The sequence below is a fragment of the Ruegeria sp. BF10 genome (assembly GCF_056538725.1).
On sequence record NZ_JBQFTR010000001.1, the window covers coordinates 739,208 to 753,629 of the forward strand.

The window sequence follows — 14,422 nt, forward strand, 5'->3', positions numbered from 1 at the left end:
CTTACCCCAAGCTTGCGCTCGCGGCGCTCTCAGGCAACTCCTCATCGAAGCAGCGCTGATAGAATTCGGCCACGGTCTGACGCTCCAACTCATCGCATTTGTTGAGGAAGGACAGGCGGAACGCATAGCCCACGTTGCGGAAGATCTCGGCGTTCTGGGCCCAGTTGATCACGGTCCGCGGGCTCATGACGGTGGACAGATCGCCATTCATGAAGGCGGTTCGGGTCAGGTCGGCGACCGTGACCATCTGGCTGACGGTCTTGCGGCCCTCGGCGGTGTTGTAATGCGGTGCCTTCGACAGAACGATCATCGTCTCGGCGTCGTGGCTCAGATAGTTCAGCGTCGAGACCAGCGACCAGCGGTCCATCTGCGCCTGGTTGATCTGCTGCGTGCCGTGATACAGGCCCGTGGTGTCGCCCAGACCGACCGTGTTGGCGGTGGCAAACAGGCGGAAATTCGGGTTCGGGGTGATGATCTCGTTCTGGTCCAGCAGGGTCAGCTTGCCGTCATGCTCCAGCACACGCTGGATGACGAACATCACGTCGGCGCGGCCCGCATCATATTCGTCGAACACGATGGCCACGGGGTTGCGCAGCGCCCAGGGCAGGATGCCTTCGTGGAACTCGGTCACCTGCTTGCCGTCGCGCAGCTTGATCGCATCCTTGCCGATCAGGTCGATCCGGCTGATATGGCTGTCCAGGTTCACACGAACGGCGGGCCAGTTCAGACGGGCGGCGACCTGTTCGATATGGGTCGATTTGCCGGTGCCGTGATAGCCTTGGATCATGACGCGGCGGTTATGGGAAAAGCCCGCCAGAATCGCCAGCGTGGTTTCCGGGTCGAACTTGTAGGTCGGGTCGATGGCGGGCACACGGTCTGTCGCTTCGGCAAAACCCTTCACCGCCATGTCGCTGTCAATGCCGAACACGTCACGGACCGAGATATCCTCGGTAGGTTTTGCGTTGATATCGATCGATCCGTCAGCCATGCGCCTAGTCCTTATCCTTTGGCCCGTTCACCGGGTATGAACCCGTGTGTGGTGCAACATATTGCAGGCAAGGGCAAGGGAAAGAGGAACACGTCCAAAGGTGCGCATGTTTTTCTTGCAAACTGGCCCTATCTGTACACCGGACAGGTGTACCAAGCAGTGTTTTCCGGACAGGTGGACCGATCCCGCCTCAGAGTGAGAACCAAAGTTCACCCTTTTGAAAGCCGCCTTTCACGAGGCGATCCGCGTTCAACACATCCGGATACTCGTCCGCCCAATCCCGAAACCGGTCATTTGTGACGATGCGCGCCTGGCTGTCCCGCGCCGCCTGCAAGATCAGCGGGTCGGCGGGTGTTCCTTTGGGGGCCACCATGACCTGCCTGGATCGTAGGCCCAGGGCGCGGCTCAGCATCCGGTCGTCCATATAATCACCTTCGACCTTGTACCCGACATTCGCATCGAACATGACGCCCGGTTTGAATCCGGCCTGCTTCAAAGTTTCAAGGACCTTCTTCAACGTGTCCAGATCCGGGGTGCCGTCTTTCCAGTGCATGACGTTCGAGCCATCCACGATGATCCATGTGTTGGCTCTGCGCCAGCTGAACCAGGCCCGTATGAACAGGATGGCGCTGGCCATCACGCAAATCAGCGCCAGAAGGAACAGCCAATCCGCATCGGTCGGAATGAAACTGGCGACGATGAGTCCGCTTACCGAGACGAGCAACAGGCAAATGGATGTGCGCAACGAAACTGATCCCTGGAAATTCCTGTCCCAAATCTTCCACCACTTTCGCCGGGATTGAAACAGGTTTCCATACGGAAATCGCACAGTTTTTTCAGCTTGTGTCATCCGCGGCACCCAACCATTCAGGTTGCGCGTACCGCGAAGGTAAAGCAGGCAAAGCCGTGACCCTTACTTGAAGTTCCGGCTGTCCTTGATCTGATCCCAGGCCCAGACAACTTCCTGCAACTGCTCTTCCTGCGAGCGGTCGCCGCCGTTCATGTCCGGATGCAGCACTTTGATCAGCTTCTTGTACGCTTTGCGAACCTCGGCCTTGGTCCAGCTGTCCTTGGCCTCGAGAATCTCGATCGCACGGCGTTCGGTCGGCGGCAGGCGGCGTCCGCTGCCCGTGTTGCGGCCCTTGTTCTGCGTGCTGTTGGCGCCGAGCACCTGATGCGGATCCTCGATCCCCAAACGGGCCCAGGCGCGCGCTTCGGGGTCGCCCATCGGCTTGGTCTCGCGCTCCCAAACCTTGTCTTTCGATCGCTGCGCGTTCAACTCGGCCTCGGTGGTGCCGTCAAAGAAGTTCCACTTCTGGTTATATTCCCGCACGTGTTGCTGGCAGAACCAGAAATAATCATCCAGGACATCCGGTGCCTTCGGCGCACGGAACTTGCCCGGCTCGTCACATCCCTCGTGATCACACACCCTGACAGAGGTTTCGGACGCACCTGACATGCCTCGACGACCCCGCGGATTCTTCTTCTTCGCGCTGGAAACGGACATATCGAATCCGAAGGGGTCTGATTTCGCCATGCTCTAATCCTCAAGAACGCGTCTTTTCGACTCGGAGGCAGCAGTTTAATCTAAGCAGCCGAAAGTAGAAGAGGGGTGCGGCAATATTTTTGCCGCTGAGCGAAAAAATGAGCGTGACCGACGAAATCCGAACCCGCCTGCAAGCCGCCTTTGATCCGCGCGAGCTGGAAGTGATCGACGACAGCGAAAGCCACCGGGGCCATGCGGGCTATCAGGAAGGCGGTGAAAGTCACTTCAACGTCCGCATCCGCGCCAGCGCATTCGAAGGCAAATCCCGCGTCGCCCGCCACCGCGCCGTGCACAAGGCGCTGGGCGACATCGTGCCGCGCATCCATGCGCTGGCCCTGGATATCGGCGTCTGAAGACCTTTGCGTGTCAGTCCGCCTTCATCTGTGCGGACGGCGTCGATGCCGAGATGGAATATTCTTCCTCCGTCATGCCCTCTTCGATTCCCTCGAACAGGGGGGTCGACAGGTATCGCTCGCCCGTGTCCGGCAACATGACCAGCATGACAGAGCCTGCCGGTGCGGATTCCGCCAACTTCATGGCCACCGCAAAGGTCGATCCTCCTGAAATCCCAGTGAAAACACCTTCCTCCGAGGCAAGCCTGCGCGACCATTCTATCCCTTCGGGTCCTGAAATGGGGATCAGCTCATCATAATAGGAATTGTCGATGGCTTCCTGAAGGACCCACGGGATGAAATCCGGTGTCCAGCCTTGAATCGGATGAGGTTCGAAACTGGGGTGGCTTTCGGTCGGCTGGTGATCATCGTTTCGGGTGTTGACGTAACCCGATGACACGATGGCTGCATTGGCCGGTTCGGTCAGGATGATCCTGGTGTCGGGCCGCTCTTTCCGCAATACACGCGAAACACCCGAAACGGTGCCGCCGGTCCCGTAGCCCGTCACCCAATAATCCAGCCGTTCGCCTTCGAAATCGGCAAGTATTTCCCGCGCCGTCGTGTTCTCGTGAATATCGGCATTGGCAGAGGTCTCAAACTGGCTGGCAAGGAACCATCCGTTTTCCTCGGCCAGTTCCTTGGCTTTGGTATACATGCCGAACCCTTTTTGCGCCTTCGGGGTCAGAACAACCTTTGCGCCCAGAAACCGCATCAGCTTTCGCCGCTCGACCGAGAAGCTCTCGGCCATCGTCACGACCAGTGGATATCCCTTGGCCGCGCACACCATGGCCAGCCCTATCCCGGTGTTGCCGGATGTCGCTTCGACAACGGTTTGCCCGGGTTTCAGCCGCCCGTCACGTTCCGCGGCCTCGATGATGTTCAGCGCCAACCTGTCCTTGACCGAGCCTGCCGGGTTGAAGGCCTCGAATTTCACATAGACGGTCACATGCTCTGGCGCGATCCGATTGACCCGAATGCAGGGCGTGTCACCGACCGTGTCGAGAATGCTGTCATACAGGCGTGTCCGCCCTTGTGTCTGTCGAATAGCCATTTCGATGTCCCTCCAGAATACCCGGCTAACATGCCACAGATTTCCCGAGGGTGTAGCCCTTATTGCGTGCCAATACCGTTATGAGGACACGGGCCGTACCCGGATTGACTCGCGATACGTCAAAGAGAAAACGGACGTTCTGCAAAAGACCACAGGTCGATTGCATTCGGTCCGTCGTCCGTACCAGTCCCCAAGCCTATGTTTTCGAAGGGCCGCTTTCATCAGCGGCGTCATCAGACCGCTTCAGCGACAAAGGTGGCTCGTCCGGCTCTGCGGCAATTGGTTTCGGCGCCTGCACCTCGTCGGGGCCCGGAACCGGCTGGGCCAGCGGGGTGTCATCCATCTCAGGTATTGCGCCGACCCACGAGGCATCGACTTCTTCTTCTACCACGCGGCGGAACACCAGAACATTGCGCCAGTTCGTGGTCGATCCGGTCAGGCCCGTGCGTTCCTCGCTGGGCAGCAATTCGGCCCGCTGGTATTCCCAGCCATCCTGACCCATCTGATTCAGCAGTTGCTCGACCGAGACGGCAAAGCGGCCCTCGGCCGTTTTCACGCCTTTGGCTTTGACACCTTTTTGCGGGGCGGGGATGACCTTGTATTCGTAGCGCTTCATCTACTGTTCCTAAATGCGTTTCCGCGCCAACTTAACACGCTGCCCCCCGGGTGAAAGGGCCCTTGCCCATCCGGCGGATTTCAGCCCTGACCATTCGCTTCGGTCTGTGCCGCCTTAGCCACAACCGACAGGCACAGTTCCGTCGCCAGCGCCATGTCCTGCACTGAAATCCATTCCAACGGGCCGTGAACGCACTGCATCCCGGTGAAGATGTTGGGGCAGGGGGTGCCGAATTCGGTCAGGCGCGATCCGTCCGTGCCGCCCCTGATCGGTACCGACAGCGGTTCAATCCCCAACTCGCGACACGCATCCCGCGCCAGCTCGACCGGAGTCATGTCGTTTTCCAGCCAATAACGCATGTTGCGGTACTGGTGGCTGATGTCGCAGCTGATGGTCGCGCGCGGTTCGGTGGCCTGCACGGCGGCGCAGACCTGCCGCACGATGTTTCGTTGCGCTTCCAGCCCGTCCATCTCGAAATCACGCAGGATCAGCTTGATCTCCATCTCGGATGATCCGCCGTTCATGTCCGTGACATGGATGAAGCCTTCGCGCCCGTCTGTGGTTTCGGGCGTCATGGTGGCCTGAGGCAATGTCTGCACGATCTTCGCCGCCAGATGCGTGGCATTCACCATCTTTTCCTTGGCCAGGCCGGGATGGATCGAAACGCCCTCGATCCGGATCACGGCGCGGTCGGCCGAGAAGCTTTCATACTCGATCTCACCCGCCTGCTGCCCGTCCAGCGTATAGGCAAAATCCACGCCCAGATCCTTGGGCAGCTGTTCCGTGACGCCCCGGCCGATCTCTTCATCCGGTGTGAACGCGATACGGATCGGGCCATGTGGAATGTCCTGATTTTCGACCAGGTGCCGCGCCATCGTCATCAGAATCGACACACCGGCCTTGTCATCCGCGCCCAGTAGGGTTGTGCCCGATGCGGTGATCAGGTCATGGCCGATCTTTTTGGCCAGATAGGGGTGGTCTTCCGGGGAAAGAACCAGATCCGGGTTGTCGGGAAAGGTGATGTCGCCACCGTTATACCCCTTGATCACCCGCGGCTTGACGCCGGTCGCGTTGAACTGAGGGGCCGTATCGACATGGGCCAGAAAGCCCACGGTCGGTCCCGGCGCCGTTCCGGGAATGGTGGCGACGACAACACTGTCGCCCGTCATCTCGACATCCTGCGCGCCGATCTGGTTCAGTTCATCGCGCAACAGGTTCAGCATGTCGAACTGGATCTGAGTGCTCGGGGTCGATGGGGATGTCTCGTCACTTTGACTGTCGATGGCGGCGTAACGCACCAGCCGGTCTTCGAGTTCCTGATCAAATCTGCTTTGCATAATACCTCACCTCTCGGTGACGGAGGAAAGGGCGCGAACAGCGGGAAGTCAAGCCGATGGCTTGACCCCAAGTCTTAAGATTTCGTGAGAAACCGGATTGTACAAACCCGCCAAAGACGGCCGGCAGGCTTGTACAAAACGAAAGGTTTACGACCCCAGCTTCTTGCTGACCAGTTCGTTGACGGCTTTCGGGTTGGCCTTGCCGCCGGTGGCTTTCATGACCTGACCCACGAACCAGCCGGCTAGCTTCGGGTTCACTTTGGCCTTCTCGACCTGTGCCGGGTTGGCTGCGATGATTTCGTCCAAAGCGGCCTCGATCGCGCCGGTGTCGGTCACCTGTTTCATGCCACGATCTTCAACGATCTGCGCCGGATCACCGCCTTCTGTGTAAACGATTTCGAACAGATCCTTGGCAATCTTGCCCGAGATCGCATCCGACGAGATCAGGTCGATGATCCCGCCCAATTGTGCCGGTGACACGGGTGAATCGGTGATGTCGTGGTCTTCTTTCTTCAGCCGACCGAACAGTTCGTTGATGACCCAGTTCGCGGCCAGTTTTCCGTTGCGGCCCTTGGCCACTTCCTCGAAATAGGCGGCGGATTCAACCTCGGCGGTCAGAACCGAAGCATCGTAGTCGGTCAGGCCGAAGTCTTTGATGAAACGCGCCTTTTTGTCGTCGGGAAGTTCCGGCAGCCTGGCGGCAATGTCATCGACCCAGGCCTGCTCGATCTCGAGCGGCAGCAGGTCAGGGTCGGGGAAATAGCGATAATCATGCGCTTCTTCCTTGGACCGCATGGAACGGGTTTCGCCCTTGTCCGGGTCGTACAGGCGCGTTTCCTGCTCGACCTCGCCGCCGGCCTCGACGATGGCGATCTGACGGCGGGCTTCGACCTCGATCGCCTGCTGGATAAAGCGCATCGAGTTCATGTTCTTGATCTCGCAGCGCGTGCCGAGATGCGAAAAATCCTGTGTTTCCTGATACTTCTCATAGGCGCCGGGCAAACAGATCGAGACGTTCACGTCCGCGCGCAGGTTGCCGTTTTGCATGTTACCGTCGCAGGTGCCCAGGTAACGCATGATCTGGCGCAGCTTGGCGATATAGGCCGCGGCCTCTTCCGGCCCGCGGATGTCAGGGCGGCTGACGATCTCCATCAGGCAGACGCCGGTGCGGTTCAGGTCGACGAAGGACATATGCGGGTCCATGTCGTGGATCGATTTGCCCGCGTCCTGTTCCATGTGGATACGCTCGATCCGCACCTTTCGCGCGGTACCGTCGCCCAGTTCGACCAGCACTTCGCCTTCGCCCACGATGGGGTGGTAGAGCTGGGAAATCTGATACCCTTGCGGCAGGTCGGGGTAGAAATAATTCTTGCGGTCAAAGGCCGATTTCAGATTGATATCCGCCTTCAGGCCCAGTCCGGTGCGCACTGCCTGTTCCACGCAGTATTCATTGATCACCGGCAGCATCCCCGGCATCGCCGCGTCCACGAAGGCCACGTTTGAATTCGGCTCGGCCCCGAATTGGGTGGATGCACCCGAAAACAGCTTGGCATTGGATGAGACCTGAGCATGCACCTCCATCCCGATCACCAGTTCCCAATCGTGCTTGGCCCCGGCAATGGTTTTGGGTTTGGGCATTTCGTATGTCAGATCGAGCATGGCGCGCCTCATTTCCGCAGAAGTCTAAGCCTGCGTATTAGGCCCGGCAGGGCCTAGGGGCAAGGGGGAATCCTGTCGTGTTCAGTTCTGGGAAAACCGCAGGCCCGAAGGTGTGAACGTCACATCCATACCGCTGCGCAATTCTTCCCGGAACAGATCCGAGATGGCGCGCAAGGCATCGCGCTGACCGCGCGCAGCAAATCTCTCGGGCGAGTTTATGCGGACAGAATTGTTGAAGCCGTTGGCCGCATGCGCCCAGATCAAGGGGTGCAATTCCGTCAGATGATCGCGGATAAGCCAGTTTGCCGTGTCGCGCATCTGAGACCGGACAAGGTCGGCCTGATCGTTCAGGCCAAATCCGTTCTGGACGGTGATCGCGCAGTAGGATGACAGCATGTTGATCATCTGCTGATCGGGCCGCAGGCGTACGATATCACGCAGACCTTCAAGGAAATACTCGATATCGACGCGGGCACAGGCCTCTTCGTCCAATGCGATGGCGTCGAACTGAACCCATGAGTATCCGCCCGCGCCCCAGATATCCTGTGTCCTGGCGGCCGTGCGCAAGGCTTGCAGCTCCAGCTCTTCGTAGCTGCCGAACCAGCGGGGCAGAAGGTGGCTGCCCATCGCGCGCATGTGGCGCTGATTGCGTGGATCCAGCGTGATCAGGCGTTCATATTCGTCAGACACCCGCGCGTTGGATTTGCGTTGACCAGCCAGTAGCGCACACCCGGCCGCAGCAATCAGGGGGCTGTCGGGGGCGTTTTTCCTGCACTTGGGCAGGATCGCTGCGGCACGGTCGAAATGAGCGGCGCAGCGTGACCGGTGCAAGGGTGGCAGCGTCGCGTCCGAGGCCGTGCCGCGCCAAGCCCATGCCAGATCGATATGGGCAAGGGATACGACGGTGGCGATCATTGGATCATCGGGGTTGTCCGCCATCTCGCCTTCAAGTTCCGAGATGCCCCCCAACAAGTCGTAATCCGAGATGGCCTTGCCATCCGAAAGCGCATGTTCAGCGGCCAGAACCACGTCAGATCTGGCACCGAACGCCAACAGATCGGCAACCGGCATACCATCTGAAACAGCGGCGCGACCCTGATCGGCCACGCGCATTTCCTGCGACAGCTCTGCCCACCGGTCCTGCCGGGCGAGGTAGCGGCCATGTTCGATCGTGGAATGTCCGATCAGATCATCGCGGTCGGATCTTGCAACGGGAATATTGAGCTGACCCTGCTCGGGCAAGGCTGCCGCAAGCGCGGATTTTGTCGCGCACAGGTCTGCTGAAGCATTTGTAGGACTGGCTGTGGATGGGGCGAACAGTGCCCTTAGCGACCGAAACATGGCGAAACTCAAAACTGAAAAAACTGATAACTGACACCGAAGTCTGGCGGGAGATCGGGTTCAAATCAAGTAAATTGCCGAATAATTATCCTTTTTAGTGTCCAATTCACCCTTCAATGGTCCAGTGTTTCAGAAAACGGTGAAATGATGCCGTTCCACGCGAATTCCGGCTTGGTTTAGAAGGGTTTCCAAATCCCGATGCGGCGGAAGCGACTCATCCGGCAGACGGATTCGTTTGCCGGAATGCAGAACGATCGACACTCGAACCGAGAAATCCCAACGGGTGTCAAAGCGGAAATGGTCGATGTCGCGCAGCGCGACCTCTGCCTGCCGGTTCCCCGTGAACCAGCTCAGTGCATCCTGATCCAATTGCATGCCCGCGCGGGTGTTTTGAACCACGTCCCAAAGTGCGGGCAGGATGGCCAGGGACAGCAGCCCAGCGATCCACCAGGCCGCGTCAAACAGGACCACCAGCGCCAGCAACGCCGCATAAACACCGGCCAGGATGGCCAGCGTTCGCAAACTCCGGTTGCTGCGGGCAAAGCTGTAAGGCGTCATGCGCCGAGGATGCGGGACACCATTTCGGTCGTGTCCCGCGACAGGTTCGGTGTTTCCGCGATGCGGGAAAGCTGCGCCCGCATCAGGGCCTGACGATCCGGATCATACCGTTTCCAGGTCTGAAACGCCGAGCACATACGCGCAGTGGTCTGTGGGTTCACCGGATCCAGACGGATCAGCCAGTCTGCAAGCAGGGCGTATCCGGCGCCATCCGGCTGGTGGAATCCTGCGTGGTTCATCGCCAGGGCCCCCATGACGGCGCGGAACCTGTTCGGGTTTTTCCAGTTGAAATCCGAATGCTCGGTCAGGGTCGTGGCAATCGCGGGTGTCGCCTCGGGTGCTGCCATCGCGACTTGCAGGCCAAACCATTTGTCCATGACCAGCCGGTCATGCTGCCACTTTTCGTAGAATGCGTCCAGCTGCGCCTCACCCTTGCGGGCGCGTAAAAGGCAAGACAGCGCAGTCAGTTGCAAAGTCATGTTGTCGGCTGTGTCGTACACCTCAGCCGCCATCGCCCCACCATCCAGACGAGAGGTCAATGCCAGCGCAGCGCTGCCAAGTGCCCGTTTGCCGGACTGCTCGGCGTCCGGGCTGTAGGGGCCGTCCACAAAGGCCTCACTGTGCAGGCGGGGCAGCAAATCCTGCACGTTCTGGGCCGTTGCCTGCCGCAGCGTTTCCACCGCGGCCCAGATCGCCATGGGGTCGGGCGTGTGACCGCGGTCATGCAGGGCCGCTGCCAATTCCGACTGTGTCGGCAATCCCAGCATCAACGCACGATAGGCCGGGTCCAGTTCGTCATTGCGCAGCACGGCCAACACTCCGTCAAGGTAATCGGTATCCGGTGCCGCATCCTGAAGGATCATCCGCATCAAAGTGTCTTGTGCCAGATCTCGCCCTGCCTGCCATCGGTTGAACGGGTCCGTGTCATGCGCCAGAAGAAATGCACGTTCTGCGTTCGACTGGTCATGCTCCAGAATAACAGGTGCCGAGAAATCGCGCAGGATCGAGGGCGTGGGTTTCGCCGCCAGGCCGGTGAATTCAAAGCTCTGTTCGGCCTGTGTCAGTTCCAGCACTTCGGTCGCGCGAACCTCATCGCCGTTGGGCCCAAGCAGGCCAACTGCAACCGGGATGACCTGCGGCAGTTTCTGATCCTGTCCCGGCGTGGGGTCGGTTCGCTGTTTCAGCGTAAGTGTATAGGTGCCGTCGGCCCAGTCTTCCTTAACCCTGACGCGCGGTGTGCCCGACTGGCTGTACCAACGTTTGAATTGTGTCAGATCGCGCCCAGTGGTGTCTTCGAAAACCTTCAGCCAGTCCTCGATCGTGCAGGCCTGACCGTCATGGCGTTCAAAATACAGATCAAGCGCCTTGGCATAGGCCGCATCCCCGACCAACCGTTTCAGCATGCCGATGACCTCGGCGCCCTTCTCATAGACAGTGGCGGTGTAGAAGTTGTTGATTTCCTGAAAGCTTTCGGGGCGCACAGGATGCGACAACGGACCGTTGTCCTCGGGGAACTGCCGGGCACGCAGGTCTATCGCGTCGTGGATGCGTTTCACCGGGGCCGAGCGCATGTCGGAGGTAAACTGCGCATCCCGGAATACTGTCAGACCTTCCTTGAGGCACAGTTGAAACCAGTCGCGGCAGGTGATGCGGTTGCCGGTCCAGTTGTGAAAATACTCATGCGCGATGATCGCCTCGATCCGTTCGAAATTGGCGTCGGTCGAAGTTTCCGGGCTGGCCAGAACGGCGGACGAGTTGAAGATGTTCAGCCCCTTGTTCTCCATCGCGCCCATGTTGAAGTCATCGACGGCCACGATGTTGAAGACATCCAGATCGTATTCACGGCCATAGACGTCCTCGTCCCACTTCATCGACTTCTTCAACGCCTCCATTCCAAAAGCGCATTTCCCCTCGTCTCCGGGACGGACCCAGAGGTTCAGATCGACGTTGCGACCTGACTTGGTGGTGAACTGACCGGGATGTGCGATCAGGTCTCCGGCGACCAGGGCGAACAGATAGGCGGGCTTGGGCCATGGATCGACCCATTCCGCCCATCCTTCACCCTTGCCCGATGGGTTGCCGTTCGACAGCAGAACCGGCAAGTCGCCATTGATGCGCACGGTAAAGGTGGACATCACGTCCGGCCGGTCGGGATAGAAGGTGATCTTGCGGAACCCCTCAGCCTCGCACTGGGTGCAGTACATGCCGTTCGACATGTACAGACCTTCCAGCGCTGTGTTGTTGCCGGGGTCGATTTCAACCTCGGCTTCCCACAGGAACGGCGCGTCGGGGACATCCGCGGTTAGCCCCTTGTCGGTCACGTCTGGCGTGATCTGGGCCCCGTCAATGGCGGCGCGGATCAATTTCAGTTCTTCCCCGTGCAGAAAGAATGTGCGGTCAGTGGCGTCAGGATTGGGCCGGAACGCAATGCGCGAGGTGACGCGCGTGGCGTGCGCGGCCAGATCAAAGGTCAGGTGCACGCTGTCCACCAGATAGCCAAACGGTGTGTAGTCTTTCAGGTAGATCGTGGTGGGAGCAGCGTCGTGCATCTTGGGCCTCGTATCTGTTCGGGACTGGCGCGACGTTAGGGGCTTCGTTCGGGCGCTGCAACCGGCCCTGCCATTGCCTTGAGGTTTTTGAAACAGCTTCAAGCCGAAGCGAATGCCCCAAATGACGGGATGAAAGTTGCCTATCGGAAACTTTCCGCCTAAGTCACAATGCATACAATGGCGCACAATCGCGGGAGAGCAGGAATATGACGGACAGACAGACCCTGAGCGGATTGCAGATCGATCCGGTTTTGGCTGAGTTCATCGAGACACAGGCGCTGCCGGGAACGGGCGTCTCTTCGCAGAGGTTCTGGGCTGGCATGGCGCGGATGGTGAACGAACTGGGGCCGAAAAACCGTGAGCTGCTGGCCAAACGGGCCGAGATCCAAAGCCGCATCGATGGGTGGCACATGTCCCGAAAGGGGCAGAACACCGATGCCGCTGAATATGAGGCTTTCCTGAAAGAGATCGGGTATCTGGTCGAAGAAGGCGACGAGTTCCAGATTGAAACGGCCAATGTCGACCCCGAAATCGCCCTGATCCCGGGCCCGCAACTGGTTGTTCCGATTACCAACGCACGCTTTGCCCTGAACGCGGCCAACGCGCGCTGGGGCAGCCTGTATGATGCGCTTTACGGAACGGATGCAATGGGGGATCTGCCAGCAAGCAGTGGCTATGACGCGGCGCGCGGCGCGCGGGTGATCGCATGGGCCAAAGCGTTTCTGGATGATGCTGTGCCTCTGGCGTCTGGATCATGGGCGGATGTCACCGAATTGAGCGTCACCGACGGTGCTTTGACCCCTGCGCTGGGCGATCCTGCCCAATTTGCCGGGTTCGGCGGCGCGGCGGACAAGCCCGACTTTGTGCTGTTGAAAAACAACGGTCTGCACATCCAGATCATGATCGACCCCACAAGCAACATAGGCGCGACCGACCCCGCAGGCGTTGCAGATGTCCGGCTGGAATCCGCGCTGTCCACCATCATGGATTGTGAAGACTCGGTTGCCTGCGTCGATGCTGCCGACAAGGTTGTGGCCTATGGCAACTGGCTGGGCCTCATGAAAGGCGACCTGACCGAAGAGGTCTCAAAGGGCGGCGCCAACTTCACTCGAAAACTGGCCGAGGACCTGAACTTTACCACTCCGTCGGGTGATAAGGCCAGGCTGAAAGGCCGGTCCTTGATGCTTGTGCGCAACGTGGGCCACCTGATGACCAACCCGGCCGTACTTGACGCAGAAGGGCGCGAGATCGGCGAAGGTTTGATGGATGCTCTGTGTACCACCCTGATCGCCATGCACGACCTGAAGCAAGACGGGGGCAACTCTGTCGAAGGCTCTGTCTATGTGGTGAAGCCCAAGATGCACGGGCCCGAGGAAGTCGCGTTCTCGGTCGAGATTTTCGACATGGTCGAAGACATTCTGGGCCTGCCGCGCAATACCGTGAAACTGGGCATCATGGATGAAGAACGACGCACCTCGGTCAACCTCAAAGAGTGCATTCGCGCCGCAAAATCACGGGTCGCCTTTATCAACACGGGGTTTCTGGACCGGACCGGCGATGAAATACACACCTCGATGGAGGCGGGTCCGATGCTGCCCAAGGGCGACATGAAAAATACGCCATGGATTGCGGCCTATGAAGATCGCAACGTCGATATCGGGCTGGCCTGTGGCCTGAAGGGCAAGGCACAGATCGGCAAGGGCATGTGGGCCATGCCGGATCGCATGGGCGAAATGCTTGAGACCAAGATCGGCCACCCGATGGCCGGAGCGACATGCGCCTGGGTGCCGTCACCCACGGCCGCGACCCTGCACGCTACGCATTACCACAAGGTCGATGTGCTGGCCCGTCAGGACGAGCTGGCCGCAGGCGGTTCGCGGGGCACTTTGAGGGATCTGTTGACCATCCCTTTGCTGGCTGGACGCAACCTGAGCGACGAAGAAATCACGCGTGAACTTGAAAACAATGCGCAGGGTATTCTGGGTTATGTCGTGCGTTGGGTCGATCAGGGCGTGGGCTGCTCCAAGGTGCCCGACATCAACGATGTCGGCCTGATGGAAGACCGCGCGACCTGCCGGATTTCGTCACAGGCGCTGGCCAACTGGCTGCATCACAGCATCGTGGATGACGCCCAGGTCATGGCCGCTCTGCAAAAGATGGCCGCCGTCGTGGATCGCCAGAATGAAAACGATCCGAATTACACCCCTATGGCTCCGGGATTTGACGGCATCGCCTTTCAGGCGGCCTGCGATCTGGTGTTCAAGGGCCGGGTTCAGCCCTCGGGCTATACCGAGCCGGTCCTGCACGCGCGCCGGCTGGAGTTGAAAGCCAGCCAAAGATAACCCCGGCAAAAGCCCACAGACCAATCGTTTGCGGGCTTTTTCG

12 protein-coding genes are annotated in these 14,422 nt (G+C 59.4%); 2 read left to right on the forward strand and 10 right to left on the reverse strand.

The genetic code is table 11. The features are described 5' to 3' along the window. Window position 1: 1 nt before the first annotated feature. The 3 genes from cobS to ACR0DJ_RS03775 all read right to left on the reverse strand — a co-directional run bounded on the left by cobS (window position 2) and on the right by ACR0DJ_RS03775 (window position 2,525). Complete coding sequence (cobS, locus tag ACR0DJ_RS03765; RefSeq protein WP_209832541.1) at window positions 2–988, reverse strand: cobaltochelatase subunit CobS; 987 nt, start codon at window positions 986–988, stop codon at window positions 2–4. 190 nt (window positions 989–1,178) lie between these two features. Next, complete coding sequence (locus tag ACR0DJ_RS03770; protein WP_480683923.1) at window positions 1,179–1,733, reverse strand: NYN domain-containing protein; 555 nt, start codon at window positions 1,731–1,733, stop codon at window positions 1,179–1,181. 168 nt (window positions 1,734–1,901) lie between these two features. Then, the gene (locus tag ACR0DJ_RS03775; RefSeq protein WP_170343733.1) at window positions 1,902–2,525 is read right to left on the reverse strand and encodes a J domain-containing protein; all 624 of its coding nucleotides are present in this window, start codon (window positions 2,523–2,525) and stop codon (window positions 1,902–1,904) included. Between the two features lie 107 nt (window positions 2,526–2,632). Here ACR0DJ_RS03775 and ACR0DJ_RS03780 point away from each other — a divergent pair, with 107 nt between their 5' ends. After that, window positions 2,633–2,887: a BolA family protein gene (locus ACR0DJ_RS03780; RefSeq protein ID WP_171167246.1), complete on the forward strand. Its 255-nt coding sequence runs from the start codon at window positions 2,633–2,635 to the stop codon at window positions 2,885–2,887. Window positions 2,888–2,900: 13 nt separating this feature from the next. Here ACR0DJ_RS03780 and ACR0DJ_RS03785 read toward each other — a convergent pair whose 3' ends face one another. The 7 genes from ACR0DJ_RS03785 to pepN form a co-directional block, all read right to left on the reverse strand. After that, entirely contained in the window at window positions 2,901–3,977 is a 1,077-nt protein-coding gene (locus ACR0DJ_RS03785) for a PLP-dependent cysteine synthase family protein (protein WP_170343735.1), read from the reverse strand. Between the two features lie 196 nt (window positions 3,978–4,173). After that, window positions 4,174–4,593, reverse strand: coding sequence for a DUF4177 domain-containing protein (locus tag ACR0DJ_RS03790; RefSeq protein ID WP_257599070.1), 420 nt, complete (start codon window positions 4,591–4,593; stop codon window positions 4,174–4,176). A gap of 80 nt (window positions 4,594–4,673) precedes the next feature. Beyond that, window positions 4,674–5,930, reverse strand: a complete 1,257-nt coding sequence (gene pepT, locus ACR0DJ_RS03795) for a peptidase T (RefSeq protein ID WP_480683925.1) — start codon at window positions 5,928–5,930, stop codon at window positions 4,674–4,676. A 147-nt stretch (window positions 5,931–6,077) separates the two neighbouring features. Further along, window positions 6,078–7,589, reverse strand: coding sequence for an Asp-tRNA(Asn)/Glu-tRNA(Gln) amidotransferase subunit GatB (gene gatB / locus ACR0DJ_RS03800; protein ID WP_480683926.1), 1,512 nt, complete (start codon window positions 7,587–7,589; stop codon window positions 6,078–6,080). 81 nt (window positions 7,590–7,670) lie between these two features. Continuing rightward, on the reverse strand, window positions 7,671–8,930 hold the full coding sequence (locus ACR0DJ_RS03805) for a hypothetical protein (protein ID WP_254439953.1): 1,260 nt from the start codon (window positions 8,928–8,930) through the stop codon (window positions 7,671–7,673). Window positions 8,931–9,059: 129 nt separating this feature from the next. Next, complete coding sequence (locus ACR0DJ_RS03810; protein WP_480683928.1) at window positions 9,060–9,488, reverse strand: hypothetical protein; 429 nt, start codon at window positions 9,486–9,488, stop codon at window positions 9,060–9,062. Beyond that, the gene (pepN, locus tag ACR0DJ_RS03815) at window positions 9,485–12,037 is read right to left on the reverse strand and encodes an aminopeptidase N (protein WP_480683929.1); all 2,553 of its coding nucleotides are present in this window, start codon (window positions 12,035–12,037) and stop codon (window positions 9,485–9,487) included. The genes ACR0DJ_RS03810 and pepN overlap by 4 nt, the downstream gene beginning before the upstream one ends. Window positions 12,038–12,243: 206 nt before the next feature. On the opposite strand from pepN, the gene ACR0DJ_RS03820 reads away from it, so the two are divergent. Then, window positions 12,244–14,379, forward strand: a complete 2,136-nt coding sequence (locus ACR0DJ_RS03820) for a malate synthase G (protein WP_425078588.1) — start codon at window positions 12,244–12,246, stop codon at window positions 14,377–14,379. Window positions 14,380–14,422 lie beyond the last annotated feature (43 nt).